Raw genomic sequence first — 14782 nt, 5'->3', positions numbered from 1 at the left:
CTTGCTCCCGGCCTTACCCCGCCCCTTGGTGGCGTCGGCCGGCGCCGGAGGGAGCGACCCGGGGGGGGGGGGCGCCCCGGGCCGGGGGGGCCGCGGGGGGGGCCACCTCCGTACGGCGCGCGCGGACCCCCGGAAACCGGCCGGGGAAGCTGTCCGCGAAGCGGTACTGGTTTCCTTCGGGGGATGGACGTCAGGCAAGATGGGGTGTATCTGCCCTCCCGCGGCGGAGCCGCACAGTGGCCCTTCTCGATTGCCGGACGGTTTCTCTTGGCTGAGTACATCTACACGATGCGCAAGGCGCGCAAGGCGCACGGCGACAAGGTCATCCTCGATGACGTGACGCAGAGCTTCTTGCCGGGCGCGAAGATCGGTGTGGTGGGACCCAACGGCGCGGGAAAGTCCACCATCCTGAAGATCATGGCGGGCATCGAGCAGCCCTCCAACGGTGACGCGTTCCTGACCCCCGGGTACAGCGTCGGCATGCTCCTCCAGGAGCCGGAGCTCGACGAGTCGAAGACCGTCCTCCAGAACGTCCAGGACGGCGCCGCCGAGATCATGGGCAAGCTCAACCGCTTCAACGAGGTGGCCGAGCTGATGGCGACGGACTACTCCGACGCCCTCATGGAGGAGATGGGCAAGCTCCAGGAGGACCTCGACCACGCCAACGCGTGGGACCTGGACACCCAGCTCGAACAGGCCATGGACGCGCTCGGCTGCCCGCCCGGCGACTGGCCCGTCACCAACCTGTCCGGTGGTGAGCGCCGTCGCGTCGCGCTCTGCAAGCTGCTCCTCGAAGCCCCCGACCTGCTCCTCCTCGACGAGCCCACCAACCACCTGGACGCCGAGTCCGTGCAGTGGCTGGAGCAGCACCTCGCCAAGTACCCCGGCACCATCGTCGCCGTCACCCACGACCGGTACTTCCTCGACAACGTCGCCGGGTGGATCTGCGAGGTCGACCGCGGCCGTCTGCACGGCTACGAGGGCAACTACTCCAAGTACCTGGAGACCAAGCAGACCCGTCTCAAGGTCGAGGGCCAGAAGGACGCCAAGCGCGCCAAGCGGCTCAAGGACGAGCTGGAGTGGGTCCGCTCCAACGCGAAGGGGCGCCAGGCCAAGTCCAAGGCCCGTCTCGCCCGTTACGAGGAGATGGCCGCCGAGGCCGACAAGATGCGGAAGCTGGACTTCGAGGAGATCCAGATCCCGCCGGGCCCGCGGCTCGGCAATGTCGTCGTCGAGGTCGAGAACCTCTCCAAGGCGTTCGGCGACAAGGTCCTCATCGACGACCTCTCCTTCACGCTGCCGCGCAACGGCATCGTCGGGGTCATCGGCCCGAACGGCGCCGGCAAGACCACGCTGTTCAAGATGATCCAGGGCTTCGAGGAGCCGGACTCCGGCTCCATCAAGGTCGGCGACACCGTCAAGATCAGCTACGTCGACCAGGGCCGCGGCAACATCGACCCGAAGAAGTCGCTGTGGGCGGTCGTCTCCGACGAGCTGGACTACATCAACGTCGGCCATGTCGAGATGCCCTCGCGCGCCTACGTCTCCGCCTTCGGCTTCAAGGGCCCGGACCAGCAGAAGCCCGCCGGGGTGCTCTCCGGCGGTGAGCGCAACCGCCTCAACCTGGCGCTCACCCTCAAGCAGGGCGGCAACCTGCTCCTCCTCGACGAGCCGACGAACGACCTCGACGTCGAGACCCTGTCCTCGCTGGAGAACGCGCTGCTGGAGTTCCCGGGCGCGGCCGTGGTCGTCTCCCACGACCGGTGGTTCCTGGACCGCGTCGCCACGCACATCCTGGCGTACGAGGGCGACTCCAAGTGGTTCTGGTTCGAGGGCAACTACGAGTCGTACGAGAAGAACAAGGTCGCGCGGCTCGGCGCCGACGCCGCCCGCCCGCACCGCGCCACCTACAAGAAGCTCACGCGGGGCTGAGATGGCCCGTCATATCTACAGTTGCCCCCTGCGCTGGTCGGACATGGACGCCTTCGGGCATGTCAACAACGCGGTCTTCATCAGCTACCTGGAAGAAGCCCGTATCGACTTCATGTTCCGGCTGGCGCCGGGGGACGGCTCGCCGTCCTTCTCGGGCGGATCCGTGGTCGCCCGGCACGAGATCGACTACAAGCGGCCGCTGGTCCACCGGCACCAGCCGGTGACCATCGAGTCCTGGGTGACGAAGATCAACGCGGCGTCGCTGACGATCGCGTACGAGATCAAGGACGGCGACCAGGTGTACGTACGGGCCTCGACGGTCGTCGTGCCGTACGACCTGGAAGCGGCCAGGCCCCGGCGGATCTCCGCCGAGGAGAAGTCGCACCTCCTGCAGTACCTGGACGACGAGGACGCGCTCGCGGCATGACCCTGTCCGTCAGAACCCTGGAGTTCGCCGATGCGCGGGAGGCCGCCGACCTCGGCGCCTTCCTCGCGCGGCTGATCCACTACGACCGCGCCGCCGCCGTCCGGCTCCAGGCCGGCGGCGGGGGCGCGGGCGGCGGCGCGCTCGCGGTCTTCGGCCGTCCCGCGTCCTTCGAGGTGCTGGCCATCCGTACGGCCAGGCTCGGCGCCCCGTACACCCCGAGGGCGGCGGCCCCGCTGGACGTCACCGTCTCCGCCGGGGAACTCCTCGACTCCCTCGACGCACCGGCCCCGCCGGCCGCCCCCGACTCCGCCGGGGAGGCCGCGCGCACCGCGGTCGTCCCCGCCGCCGTCACCGGGCCGCCGTGGGCCGGGGTGCTGCCGCCGCGCGGCGGCTGGCGCCAGGTTCCCGGACTCCCCGGCGCGGAGGCCGTACGGCGCGCGCTGGCCGGGGCCGTCGCGGAGTTCCGGACCAGGGACGAGCAGTTGGCGCCCGGCGACCGGACGCGCGCCACGCGCGACCGGATCGGCCGGGAGATCTGGTCCCGCACCCTCGGCGACACCCATCTGCCGCTGCGAGCCGTGCACGCCGCGCAGTCGCTGGGCTTCCTGCGCCCGGTACGCGCGCTGGTACCCGCCGGCGCCGCCCCCGAGGAGCCGCTGGCGCTGCTGGAGTCCGGGAGCTGGCTCCGGCTCCGTACCGCGTTCGGTTCCATCGCGGTCCGGCGGTCCGGGCTCGGCGGCCTGACGGTCACCCCGACCTGAGGTCCACAGGGGGCCGCCCCCGGCCTGAGGGCAGACCCCGGTCTGCGGGCAGACCCCCTACGGGACCTCAGCCGGCGGTGTTCACCATCGACGCGGCGGCATACGTCAGATAGTCCCAGAGCTGCCGTTCGTGCGCCTCGGACAGCCCCAGCTCGTCGAGCGCCACCCGCATGTGCCGCAGCCAGGCGTCGTGCGCGGCGCTGTCCACCGCGAACGGGGCGTGCCGCATCCGCAGCCGGGGGTGGCCGCGCTGGTCGCTGTAGGTGCGCGGGCCGCCCCAGTACTGCATGAGGAAGAGCGCGAAGCGCTCCTCGGCCGGACCCAGATCCTCCTCCGGGTACATCGGCCGCAGCAGCGGGTCCCCGGCGACCCCCTGGTAGAAGCGGTGGACCAGGCGCCGGAAGGTCTCCTCGCCGCCGACCTGCTCGTAGAAGGTCTGCTCCTGAAGCGTGTCGCGCGGAATATCGTTCACCCGTCCATGGTCTCAGACGCCACGGCCGAGGACCCAGGTCCTGGTCCTTCCACTCCGGTGACCCCCTGGCGGGTCCGTTCGCTTCCCGGGCGCCGAGCCAGGAGAGTGGAGAGATGGGCGCACATCCGGTCGACCCGTACGGCCCCGACGAAGCGGCCGCCGCCGCGGCGCGCGCCGGGCTGGTCCGGGAGATCGCGCTGACCGGGGCGCTGGACGATCCGGCCTGGCGCGCGGCGTTCGAGGAGGTGCCGCGCCATCTCTTCGTCCCGTACTACTTCACCAGCCGGCCCGGCGGCTGGGACCGGCTCTGGGGCGGCGACCCCGACCCCGTACGGCGCGGGCGCTGGCTGAGGGGCGCGTACGCGGACGCCCCGCTCGCCACCCGGGTGCGCGACGGCGAGCTGATCTCGTCCAGCAGCCAGCCCTCCCTGATGGCCCGCATGCTGGTCGAGCTGGACGTACGGGACGGGCACCGCGTCCTGGAGATCGGCGCGGGCAGCGGCTACAACGCGGCGCTGCTCTCCCACCGGCTCGGCGACACGCGGGTGACCACCGTCGATCTGGAACCGGAGATCACCGAATCCGCCCGTACGCATCTCGCCGCGGCCGGGTACCGGCCCACCGTCCTCACCGGCGACGGGGCGCGCGGCTGCCCCGAGCGCGCGCCGTTCGACCGGATCATCGCGACCTGCACCCTGCCGTCGGTGCCCCGGACCTGGACCGCGCAGTCGCGCCCCGGGGCGCGGATCCTGGCCCCGCTCGCCACCGGGCTGATCACGCTCGGGGTCACGGACGCACCGCAGGGGCGGTACGCGGAGGGGCGCTTCCTGCACACCGCCGCGTACTTCGTACCGCTGCGGGGCGTCCCGGCCGGGCGGGCGGGACCGTACCGTTCCCTCGGCGGACTGCCCAGGCGCGCGAGCGAGCACGAGCTGTTCCGCTTCCTGCTGACCCTGACCGCCGGCCGGCTCGACCCGCGCGAGGCGCTCTCGCTCTGGGAGCGCGAGGGCCGGCCGGCGCGCGAGCGGTACGGCGTCACCGTCACCCAGGACGGCCAGTGGGTCTGGCTGGACGACCCGGCGGGACCGTACGTCTGGCCACTCGGCCAGGACGACGGCCCCGGCACCGGGGCGGGCCGGCGGATCAGTCGCGGCGGATCGTGATCGTCGTCCAGGCGCCGACATGCACCCGGTCACCGTCCTTGAGCGGGACGGGGACGAAGGGCTGTATCGGGTCCTCGGCGCCGTTCAGCGTGGTGCCGTTGGTCGAGTTCTGGTCGACGACCGCCCAGCTCCCGTCCGGCTGGTGGACCAGGACCGCGTGCTGGTGCGAGACCCCCGGGTCCTCCGGCGGCACCGACAGATCGATGTCGGGGGACTCGCCGGTGGAGTGCCGGCGACGGCCGATCGCGATCTGGGTGCCGGTCAGCGACAGCCGCTGCTCGGGGGAGTACGCCGGCAGATTCAGCCCGGTGGCCTCGGGGCCGCTGCGCTGCATCATCGCCATGAAGTAGTCGCGGTCGGGACCGACGACCGCCGTCCAGTTCGCCGCACGCTGGTACTGCTGCGACGGATCGTGCAGGGGGGACTCCTGCGGGCCCTGCGGCGCCTGTGACCGGGGTGCCTGTGACTGGGGCGCGGAGGAGGAGGGCGGCGGCAGCATCCAGTCGTCCTCGCCGCTCTGCTGCGGCGGGGCGGGCGCCGGGGGCGCGGAGGTGTGCTGGAAGACCGGCGAGAGCGGCAGGCGCGGCGCCGACGGCGGACCGTCCTGCTGGTACGGCGAGGGCGGCCCCTGCTGGTACGGCGGCGGGGGCGGCGGGCCCTGCTGGTAGTCGGGACGCGCGTAGTCCTGCCCGGGGCGCGACGGGGCCGACGTACCCGGGGACGCGCCGTGCGGCGCCGACTGGTCCGGGGACAGGGGCTCGGCGGGCCGGTTGAGCTGCGAGGGGCGCGAACTCTGGTAATCGAACGGCTCGGGCGGCCTGGGCTGCTGCGCCTGGAAACCGGGCGGCAGGTTCAGCCCGGAGACCGGACCGCCGGAACCGCCGGGCGGGCCGAAGCCCCCGGAGCCACCAGGACCACCGGGGCCGCCGCCGGGACTGTGGTGCGGGGCCAGCGGGGTGTACGACGTCGCCGTGTTCGTCAGGAAGTTCCAGCGGCACTCCTCGCAGAACGGAGCCATCGGCTCCCGAGGCGTACGGCACTGCGGGCACAGCTCCGCCTGCGCGGTGGCGTCGGGCCCGCTCGGCGGATAGCCGTAGCCGGGCGCGGGGGGCGGCGGGGGAGGGGGCGGCGGTACGGCGCCCGTCGGGGCGCCGGGGCCGGCCATGCGATGGCCGCAGACCTCGCACCAGTCCTCGGAACCCGACTGGTGTCCGTTCGGGCAGGTCGGCATGTCGGCGCCTCCTCCTCTCGTCCGGCCCGTGGGCCGCTCGCTCATCGGGCCCGCGGGCCGCTCTCGTGTCCGGCCCCTGGGCCGTGGTCGATGGTTACTTCTTGACGCGAACGGTCTTGGTGGAGCGCGTTTCGAGGGTCATCTCGTCCGCATCCGCGACTTTCGCCTTCAGTCGCACAGTACCTGTCGCCGCATCGACCACGTCCACCACCTTCGAAAGCAATTTCGCCGTATCGGCGTTTCCCGAGGACGCGGCGAGTTGCACGGCCCGCCCCAGCTTGGCCGTCGCACCGTCGAAATCACCCGACTTGCGGGCATCCAGCCCCTGTTGGATGACCTGCGCCAACTCGGCCTGGCCCGTGTAGTGGGCGACCTGGGGGTTGATCGAGGTGGAGGCCGCCATGTCGTCCGTCCACACCGCCCGTACCAGCCCCTGGGACAGCACCTCGGGGGTACCGCCGCCCGGCGCGGGCAGGATCAGCGAGACCCGCGCGGCCAGCATCTCCTGGCCGATGCCCGCCTCCGGGACCCGTACGCACACGTGGTAGTCACGGGACTCGTCGCCCCAGGACCCGGTCGGATAGTCCCCGGCCCGCGGCCCCGACTCGGTGCGCCGGCCGGTCAGTTCCTCGACCGTCGGCGCCACCTGCTTGACGAAGAGGATCTCCACACCGACGGGGGTCCAGAGCCGCAGCGCGACATCCGCGACCTCTTTGCCCATCGCGTTCTCCATCATCCGCGTGAAGTCCGCGGCCAGCCCCGACGGATCCGCCACGATGTCGGCCGTACCGAGCAGCGCGGAGGCGATCGCGGTGACCTCCTTCACCTCCCAGTCCGTACCGACACCCCTCGCGTCACAGGTGAAACGGCCCGCACAGCTCTCCAGCGCGGCCCGCAGATCCTCCGGCGCCTCGTGCTCGTTGCGCCCGTCGGTGAGCAGGATGCCGTGCCGGATCGGTACGTCGGCCGAGGCGAGCAGCCGGTCGGCGAGGCGCAGCCAGGTGCCGATCGCCGTACCCCCGCCCGCGCCGAGCCTGCGCAGCGCCTCCTTGGCCGCCGCCCGGGTGCGCGCGTCGGCGACCGCCAGCCGTCCGTCGCCCGGGTAGACCTCCTTCGCCACATGCGTACCGGCGACGATCGCGAAGGCGACCCCGTCGCGCAGGGTGTCGACGGCGGCGGCCGTGGCGTCGCGCGCGTTCCGCATCTTCGTGGGCGGGTAGTCCATCGAGCCCGAGCAGTCGACCATGAGCACCACGGCCGCGTTCGGGCCGTATCCGGGGAGGGTGGCGGGCGACGAGGAGGCTCCCGCGAGCGGCACGCCACCGGTGGTCCCGCCACCCGTCGACGTGACCGTCACGATCGCGTTGACCTCGCGCCCGCCTTCCGGCAGGTAGGCGTTCTGGTACACGTCGACGGAGAACTGCGGCACGTTCGACTTGGAGAAGTTCGCCATCTGTATCGGCTCCTTGACGCTCCGCACGACGGAGACCCGTGGGAGAAGTCGGTGAGATAGATCGGTGGGACAGGTCGTGGGGAGGCGGATCGTGAGGAGACGGACCGTGAGGAGAGGGCGCGGGGCGCGTACGGCGGGTGCGGTGACGGCGCGGCGGCGCGGGGCCCCCACACCGCACTCAGGCGGATCCTGCCCCTTGCGCCGGTACGGCGAACGGCAGCACGGCCACCGTTACGTTGTCGTGGCCCCCGCCGTCGAGCGCGTGCCCGACCAGGACCTGGGCCGCGTGCAGCGGCCGGCGCGCGGCGTCGGCGGGCAGCGCCCTGGCCATCTCGTCGGCGCCCTCCGCGTAGTTCCACAGCCCGTCCGTGCAGACCACCACGACACCGGGGCGGTCCGGCTTGAACGACGCGGTGTGCGGCTCCAGTTCGTAGGCGTCCGCGCCCAGCCAGCCGGTGATCGCGTGGGCGCGCTCGTCCGCGTACGCCTCGGCCTCGCTCATCAGCCCCGCCGCGACCATCTGCGCGGCCCACGAGTCGTCCTCGGTGAGCCGGGCGGGCGGACCGCCGCGGTCGTCGGGCACCCAGTACGCCCTGCTGTCGCCGATCCACCCGATGACCAGCAGCCCGTTCGCCACGACCGCGCCGACGATCGTGCAGGCCGGGGCGTTCTGGTGGTGCTCGCGCTCCGGGGCGACCGAGGCGGCCAGCGCGTTGACGGCGTCGGCGGCGGCCACGATCGCGTCGTGCATCGCCTGCTGCGGATGCGTCCCGCGCTCCAGGGCGCCCAGCAGCGACTCGTTGGCCGACGCCGACGCGGCGGCCGACGCCTCGTCCGGGCGGGTCGCCGACGACACACCGTCGCAGACGACCGCCACCACGGCGGGCGAACCGTCCGGCAGCGCGGCCGAGGACACGGCGAACGCGTCCTCGTTACGGTGATGGCGCAGCCCGCGGTCGCTGACCGCGGCCACCGCGCACAGCTCCTGCTCCATGTGGTCGCGCTCACGCGGCTGCGCGTGACCGCAGTTCTCGCAGTAGCCGTCGGTGTCGACGCGGCCCGCGCGGCAGGCCACACAGATCTTCGTCCCTGCGGGCGGCGCCGCTACGCCCGCGGCGGACGTCCGCGGGTCGTCCGACCGGGCCGGCGGCGCGGGCGGGGACGCCGGGACCACCGGCGCGGGCTGCGCGCCGGGCGGGCGGGCGGGCGCGGGGAGTTCGAAGTCGCCCGGGTGCTCGGGCAGCCGTGACCCCGCGGAGTCCAGCCCCGGCACCTCTTCCGGCAGATGGGCCGGTACGGGGGTGCCCGTGCTGTCCACACCGGCGGCCGGGGGCCACTCCACACCGGCCGCGGGAGCGCCCGGGGCGGCGGACGCGGGGGGCGTCGCGGGGGTGACCGGAGGGCGCGGCTCCGTCTGTCCCGCGCCGTGCATGACCAGCGTGGGGTGATCGTCCGGGTGCTGCCGGGCAGCCGACAGGTCGTAGCCGCACCCGCCGCAGAACAGGTCGCCGGACTCCAGCGGCTCCTCGCAGCTCGGGCAGGTCGGCAGGTCGGCCGACCGGTGCATCTGGGACATCAATCACACCCACGTCCGGGGGCGGAAACGGTTGGCCCGCTCCACCAGTTCGATCCTCTCCTCGCCGCGCTGAGCGAGCCGGGCGAGTACCCGGTACGAGCGTTCCAGTCCAAGACGCAGACCGCGCTCGTCCAGTTCGCTGCCGAGCAGCACGCCCTGGACCGGGCGTGACCCCGGACTACCGGAGAGTACCCAGTCCAGAGCGGTGCCCAGTACCTCCGTCGACAACTGCTCCCGCCGTACGGCGTCCAGATCGAACTGCTGGAGCGCGGAGACCTGCTGCGCCGCCGCCGTCAGATCGTCGATCAGCGCCGGCTCCGTACCGGAGCCCTGTCCGTACGCCGGGCCCGCGCCGGGGCCGGGGGCGCCGGCCGGGGCGGGCGCCGGGACCCCGCGCTGGCGCAGCCGCGCCCGTACGGCCGCGACCCGCGCCGCCGTGTAGTGGATCGACACCTCCGGCACCGACTCCAGCGTCCGTACGGCGCCGGCCCGGTCCCCGGCGGCGAGCTGCACCCGGGCCAGCCCGAACGCCGAGCTGACATAGCTCGGGTCCGTCGTCCACACCAGACGGTAGTACTCGGCCGCGTTGTCCAGTTGACCGAGCACCTCCGCGCAGACGCCGAGCGCCAGCTTCGGGGCGGGCTCGCCGGGGAACGCGTCGTAGATCGCGTCGAAGGAGAGGGCCGCGACCTCGTGGTCACCGGTGGCCAGCGAGGCGATCCCCCGGTACCAGACGACCCGCCAGTCGTCGGGACGGCGCTCCTCCAGCACGTTCAGCGCCTCGGTCGCGACGGCCGGTTCGCCCATCTCCAGCCGGGCGCGCAGCTCACGCAGTCCGCGCTCCACGGAGTCGGTGGGCGCCGAGGCCAGCGCCGCGATCAGCTCGGCGGGCGCGGAGGCCATCAGCCCCGCGAGGAACCCGGCGTTCGGATCGTTCGGGTCGACGCGCGGCACCGGCAGGGCCAGCGCCGTCGCCGCCGCGGCGAGCGGCGCGAGCCGGGGCGCCCCCGGCGTCGTGTTCACCGGCACGCCGAAGGCGGTTCCCGCACCGCCGGCCGGGGCCTCGGCCCGGGGCGCGGGCAGTGCGGACAGCACGGACGGCGCGGCCGCCGGAGGGTGCGCCGGAGCCGCCGGCAGCGCGGGATCGAGTCCGCCGTACCCGGCGGCGCCCGGTCTGGCGCCCGGCGCGGGCAGCGCCGGCGGCGCGGCGGAACCCCCGACCGCGGGCCTGGTCCGCGCTCGGCCCGACGCCCCGGCGCGCCGGGCGAACAGACCGCCCTTCGGCTCCGCCCGTACCCCCAGCCGCGAGACGTCCTCCGTCAGCTCCGCGAACAGCTCCGTGTCCGTGACCCGCAGTTCGGGTCCGAACAGCGTGGACAGTGCGGGGCGCGGACGCCCCGTCTGGAGCGCGACGACCTCCCGCAGCACCCCCGTGAGCTGCTCGGCCATCTCCTGGGCCGAGGAGAACCGCTGGGCCGGATCCGGGTCCGTCGCCCGCACCAGCAGCCGGTAGAACGACTCGTACGTACGGAAGACGTCGATGTTGTCCGGGTCCGGGAGCGAGTCCGCGAACACATTGGTGTAGCCCTGGAAGTCGAACGTCAGCACCGCCAGGGTGCGCGCCACCGTGTACAGGTCGGAGGCGACCGAGGGACCGACCTCGGCGACCTCGGGGGCCTGGTAGCCCACCGTGCCGTAGATCGCCGACTCGTCGTCGTCCATCCTGCGGACCGCGCCCATGTCGATCAGCTTGAGCTGGTCCTCGGTCTGGATCGCGTTGTCGACCTTGAAGTCGCAGTACAGCAGATTCCTGCTGTGCAGGTGGCCCAGCGCCTCCAGCGCCTCGATGCCGTACGCGCACGCCTGCTCGACCGGCAGCGGATCGCGCTTGCCCGCGCCCGTACGCCGCCCGTTGGCGATCTCCTTGAGCGACTTGCCGCCCACGTACTCCATGACTATGTAGCCGTCCATGGAGCCCGTGTGCTGGTCCAGATGTTCCACGAAGTTGTAGATACGGACGATGTTGGAGTGCTCGATCTCGGCGAGGAAGCGCCGCTCGGAGATCGCCGCCTCCATGGCGTCCTGGTCACCCGTGTCCAGCAGACCCTTGAGGACCACCCAGCGGTCCGACACGGCGCGGTCGATGGCCAGATAGACCCAGCCCAGACCGCCGTGCGCCAGACACCCCACGACCTCGTACTGCCCGTGCACCACATTGCCCTCGTGGAGCTTGGGCACGAACGAGTACGGGTGTCCGCACTTCGTGCAGAACCCCTCCGTACGCCCGGGGCGGTCGCCGCGCGCCCGGCCCACCGCCGCCCCGCAGTCCGAGCGCGAGCAGTACCGCTTGCGCTCCGGCACCTCCGGGCGGTCCATCACGGCCGAGCGCGGATCGGGGCGCGGTACGTCCGGTACGGAGACCAGGCCCGCGCCCAGCCGGTTGCGCCCCGAGGAGCCGGCCGAGGAGCCGGAGCTGCGCACCGAGACCGACCGCGCCGACACCCGGCCCGACAGCGAGCGCGAGAGCCGCCCGGAGACGGAGCGCCGGGAGGTCGAGGAGCGCGAGGACGCCCGGGAGGAACGGGAGGTCGACGAACGCGAGGACTCCCCGCTGCCCGAGCCCTTCCCCGAGTCCTTCCCCCCGCCCCCGGAACCGCTGCCGCCGCGTCCGCCGCCCGCGATGCCGGTGGGCGGTGAGGCGAGCGACCCGTTGGGGGAGACGACGGGCGCCAGACCGCAGGTGTCGCAGTACAGCTCACCGCCGCCCATGTCCTCGTACGAGCCCTCGCAGCCGGGGCGCTGGCACGCCGTGTTCCCGCTCATCCGTCCGCCCGCTCTCCCGCTGTCGTTCCGCTGTTCCTCATCGGTCCGGCCGCCCTCACGCCCCGCCTCCTCGGTCGGCGGGCCCCGGCGGGCCGGGGACGAGGACGTCCGCCGCCGCCCGCTGGTAGCGCAGCACGGCCTCCTCGGCGACGCGCAGATCGCAGGGCGCGCTCCACAGCATCCGGCGCGCCGCGTCGTACCGCTCCATCAGGAGCGGGTCCTCGGCCATCCCGTGCCGGGCGACCTTCGCCTTGTACGCGTCCAGCCGGCCGCGCAGCTCGGCGCGGACCGCGAGCGGCGCCGTGACGGCGGTCAGGGAGGCGCGGGCCCGCAGCAGTTCGTCCTCGGCGTCCCGTTCCAGCGACTCCAGCAGCGGCGACAACCGGTGCCACTGGGCGTGCCTGCGGTACCCGGCGGCCGTCGTCAGCCGTTCGTGGAGCACGGTCGGCGGGCCGCTCACCGCGGGCACCTCGGACGCGGCGATCTTCGCCAGCACCTCGCCGCGGGCCGCGCGCGCCTCGGTGAGCGTACGGTCGGCCCGCGACAGCACGTCACGCAGCCGCATCAACCGCTCCTCCGAGTCCTGGCGCACCCGCAGCACCGCCTCGGTCTCGCTCCGCACCTCCTCCAGCGCACGCGCCGCCCGGTCGTAGCGCTCGGTGTCGGGCCGGCCGCCGCCCGGGGCCGAACTGCCCGGCGCGGGACGCCAGAAGGCCAGCGGATCGGAGATCACCTGGGCGCGCAGCGTGGACAGCTCATGGGTGATCGACTCCAGGTCGTCGCCCGCCGGATGCTCCCCGGGCCGTACGCCCACGGAGTGCGCCAGCGAGCGGGTGCGCTGCAACTCCGCAGAGAGCAGGTCGATCCGGGCGGGCAGCGCCGACCACACGGAGTCCGCGGCCACGACCATGTCCAGCGAGCTGGCGTACAACTCGTTCATCCGCGTGACCAGTTCGGCGAGCGTGAAGTGCTCGGAGAGCCTGGCAGGCGCGGCCAGCTCGGGCAGCGGGCGGGAGGGCCCCGCGACGGTGACCCCGCGCCCGCGCAGCGTCTCCGTCAGCTCCACCAGGTCGTCACGGCTCGGCCAGCGCCGCCGGGCCCGCGCCTCACGGGCGCCGGTCAGCGCGGCGGAGTAGCTGTCGAAGTACGACCAGAGCAGCGTGATCGCGCTCTCGGCGGTCGCCCAGCGGTCCTTGGTGACCCCGGACAGCTCGGCCCCTTCGAGGAGCCGCCGCCCCGCGTGGTCCTGGAGGGCGAGGAGCGAGCTCTCGATCGCCTCGTGCTCCGCTTCGAGGCGCGCCAGGGCACGGTCCACCTCGTCCCGGTCCATCACCGGTCCCGGTGGCCTTCCCGTCGCGTCGGGAAAGGAGCCCGTGCCGCCCATCGATCACCTCTCCGCTCCGCTGTTCCGCCGCCGTGCCGCCTGCCGCGCCGGCGGCTCTCCGATGCCCTGCCCGCTGCCGCGTCCGGTGCCGTCCCGCGTGGTGCCCGGTGCGGACCGTCAGCCGTTCCTGTACGTGGCCTCCGGCGGCGCGGTGATGCCCGGCAGCGCCGCCTTCAGCCACTTGTCGTACGCGAGCATCCAGGGGCTGTTCGCCCCACCGGCGCGATACCCGTCCAGCACCTTGTTCACCCGGGACACCAGATCCTCGTTGCCCAGCTTGGCCGCCACCCCGTAGTACTCCGGGGCCAGCGGCTTCCCGACCAGCTCGACCGCCGGGTCCTGGGCCGCCTGACCCGCCGCCAGGGCGTTGTCCGTCACCACCGCGTCGACCAGACCGAGCTGGAGCCGCACCAGACAGTCGAGCTGGTTGGGCACCGTCAGCCGGTCCTCGTCCAGCGCCGTTCCGTCATGGGCGTCCTTGAATATCGCGCCGTACGCGTTGCGCTCCAGCGCCTTGTACGCCGTCGAACCGTCGGCCGTGCAGACCCGCTTGCCGGACAGCGACGCGTTGAACCCGGTGATCGTCGAGCCCTTGGGGGCCAGCACCTGCTGACCCGTCTGGAAGTAGGCCGTGGAGAACGCGACCTGCTTGATCCGGTCGCAGGTGATCGTCATCGTCCTGACGACCAGGTCGACCGTGCCGTTGTCCAGCGCGGCGACCCGCTGGTTGGTGGGGATGGCGCGGAAGATGACGTCCTTCTCGCTGCCGAGGATGTCCTTGGCTATGGCACGGGCGAGATCGATGTCGAAGCCCTGCGGCTCCTTGGTGTCCGGGTTGAGATAGCCCCACTGGTAGCTGTTCTGGTCCACCCCGATGATCAGCTTCGGGTTCTCCCGCGCCTTGATCTTCCGGATGGACGGCCCGTCGTCGCCCGACGGCCGGACGCTGCGCTCCGGCTCCTGGCACTCCGCCGCCGTCGCCGCGGGAACGGCCGTCGCCGTCCGCTGCGGGGCGTCCTCCTGGCGCTCCGCGACGGAGTGGGACAGCGGAAGCAGGGTGAGCGACGCCGTCAGCACACAGGCGCCCGCCATCGCCGAGACGCCGCCCCAGCCGCGCAACCCGGCGAACGGCCGGGGACCGCGCGCCCCGCGGAACCGGCGGAGCCTGTCCCTGGAAACCATTCCTCCGCCTCTCACCGGTACTCCGAAAGCCTGCGGCCCACGCCCAGGATCGCGCCCAGCGCCGCCACCAGGGCGAGCACCCCCGCGCCGATCGCCAGCCCCGTCAGCGCGCCCCGGCCGTCCGAGGCGGAAGCCTTGAACTCCTTCTGCTCCTGCGCGACCGCCTCGCCCAGCGCCCGGTCGACCCGGTCGAAGGACTGCCCCGTCGAACCGCCGTCGCCGATGACCTTCTCCACCGCCGTCCCGTAGTCACCCGAACGGTCCGTCTCACTCACCGACTTGTGGCGGGGGGGCCCCGCCGCCCCCGCCCCCGGGGGGCAACCCCCGTCCCTCCGTACGGATCAGGTACAGGCCGCCCGTGCGCGGGCCCACAGCCCC

At 73.2% G+C, this 14782-nt stretch carries 12 protein-coding genes; 4 read left to right on the top strand and 8 right to left on the bottom strand.

The annotated features are described in order from the left end of the window. Window positions 1-267 precede the first annotated feature (267 nt). From ettA to ACFXPK_RS13255, 3 genes are read left to right on the top strand one after another with little or no spacing between them, the layout of a single operon-like run. Window positions 268-1932, top strand: coding sequence for an energy-dependent translational throttle protein EttA (ettA, locus tag ACFXPK_RS13265; RefSeq protein ID WP_385074769.1), 1665 nt, complete (start codon window positions 268-270; stop codon window positions 1930-1932). Between the two features lies 1 nt (window position 1933). Next, window positions 1934-2359 carry an acyl-CoA thioesterase gene (locus ACFXPK_RS13260; RefSeq protein WP_384909917.1) on the top strand — a complete coding sequence of 142 codons (426 nt, stop codon included), beginning with the start codon at window positions 1934-1936 and terminating at the stop codon, window positions 2357-2359. Beyond that, window positions 2356-3120, top strand: a complete 765-nt coding sequence (locus ACFXPK_RS13255) for a hypothetical protein (RefSeq protein ID WP_385005997.1) — start codon at window positions 2356-2358, stop codon at window positions 3118-3120. The genes ACFXPK_RS13260 and ACFXPK_RS13255 overlap by 4 nt, the downstream gene beginning before the upstream one ends. 67 nt (window positions 3121-3187) lie before the next feature. Here the strand turns inward: ACFXPK_RS13255 and ACFXPK_RS13250 are convergent, their stop codons facing one another. After that, on the bottom strand, window positions 3188-3592 hold the full coding sequence (locus tag ACFXPK_RS13250) for a globin (RefSeq protein WP_385074766.1): 405 nt from the start codon (window positions 3590-3592) through the stop codon (window positions 3188-3190). Between the two features lie 113 nt (window positions 3593-3705). Between ACFXPK_RS13250 and ACFXPK_RS13245 the strand changes: the two genes are divergently transcribed. Next, window positions 3706-4755: a methyltransferase domain-containing protein gene (locus ACFXPK_RS13245; RefSeq protein ID WP_385074763.1), complete on the top strand. Its 1050-nt coding sequence runs from the start codon at window positions 3706-3708 to the stop codon at window positions 4753-4755. Here the strand turns inward: ACFXPK_RS13245 and ACFXPK_RS13240 are convergent. From ACFXPK_RS13240 to ACFXPK_RS13210, 7 genes are all read right to left on the bottom strand, one after another. Then, entirely contained in the window at window positions 4736-5986 is a 1251-nt protein-coding gene (locus ACFXPK_RS13240; RefSeq protein ID WP_385074761.1) for an FHA domain-containing protein, read from the bottom strand. The two genes, ACFXPK_RS13245 and ACFXPK_RS13240, sit on opposite strands and share 20 nt — an antisense overlap. A 94-nt stretch (window positions 5987-6080) precedes the next feature. After that, on the bottom strand, window positions 6081-7439 hold the full coding sequence (locus ACFXPK_RS13235) for a VWA domain-containing protein (protein ID WP_385074758.1): 1359 nt from the start codon (window positions 7437-7439) through the stop codon (window positions 6081-6083). A 178-nt stretch (window positions 7440-7617) separates the two neighbouring features. Beyond that, a complete protein-coding gene (locus ACFXPK_RS13230) occupies window positions 7618-9015 on the bottom strand; it encodes a protein phosphatase 2C domain-containing protein (RefSeq protein ID WP_385074756.1) in 1398 nt (465 codons plus the stop codon). Window positions 9016-9018: 3 nt separating this feature from the next. Continuing rightward, window positions 9019-11838, bottom strand: a complete 2820-nt coding sequence (locus ACFXPK_RS13225) for a tetratricopeptide repeat protein (RefSeq protein WP_385074753.1) — start codon at window positions 11836-11838, stop codon at window positions 9019-9021. A 55-nt stretch (window positions 11839-11893) separates the two neighbouring features. After that, window positions 11894-13222 carry a hypothetical protein gene (locus ACFXPK_RS13220; RefSeq protein WP_385074751.1) on the bottom strand — a complete coding sequence of 443 codons (1329 nt, stop codon included), beginning with the start codon at window positions 13220-13222 and terminating at the stop codon, window positions 11894-11896. Between the two features lie 117 nt (window positions 13223-13339). Continuing rightward, a complete protein-coding gene (locus ACFXPK_RS13215; protein ID WP_385005967.1) occupies window positions 13340-14404 on the bottom strand; it encodes a glutamate ABC transporter substrate-binding protein in 1065 nt (354 codons plus the stop codon). Between the two features lie 11 nt (window positions 14405-14415). Beyond that, on the bottom strand, window positions 14416-14679 hold the full coding sequence (locus ACFXPK_RS13210; protein ID WP_385074748.1) for a hypothetical protein: 264 nt from the start codon (window positions 14677-14679) through the stop codon (window positions 14416-14418). Window positions 14680-14782 lie beyond the last annotated feature (103 nt).

Source organism: Streptomyces sp. NPDC059142 (assembly GCF_042755665.1).
In the GTDB taxonomy this organism is placed as follows: domain Bacteria; phylum Actinomycetota; class Actinomycetes; order Streptomycetales; family Streptomycetaceae; genus Streptomyces.
The sequence above is the reverse complement of the archived record's forward strand: the minus strand, read 5'-3'. Positions and strand labels throughout refer to the sequence as shown.